This is a genomic window from Limimaricola sp. G21655-S1, assembly GCF_027213785.1.
In the GTDB taxonomy this organism is placed as follows: domain Bacteria; phylum Pseudomonadota; class Alphaproteobacteria; order Rhodobacterales; family Rhodobacteraceae; genus Limimaricola.
This window is the reverse complement of sequence record NZ_JAPWGO010000539.1, coordinates 1-232: the sequence shown is the minus strand read 5'-3', so window position 1 is coordinate 232 and position 232 is coordinate 1. Positions and strand designations below refer to the sequence as shown.

Sequence of the window (232 nt, the reverse complement as noted above, 5' to 3'; positions counted from 1 at the left end):
GCGCTGGTATGAGCCGGTGCCGCGCGGGCTGGAGGGCAAGATTGCCGACAACCTGGCCTTTTTACGCCAGCTGGATGACGAAGCCAATACCAAGAAACAGGACTGAAACATGCTGGACATTCAACTGCTGCGCAGCAATATCGAAGAAGTGGCGGCCCGCCTGGCCGCCCGTGGCTACACCCTGGAAGCAGACGCTTTCAACAGCCTGGAAGCCGAACGCAAATCCCTGCAA

At 59.1% G+C, this 232-nt stretch carries 1 protein-coding gene; it reads left to right on the top strand.

Translation table 11 applies throughout. The features are described 5' to 3' along the window. Nucleotides 1-109: 109 nt before the first annotated feature. On the top strand, nt 110-232 hold a 123-nt coding region (locus O4G76_RS23345), incomplete at its 3' end, for a hypothetical protein (protein WP_373568061.1).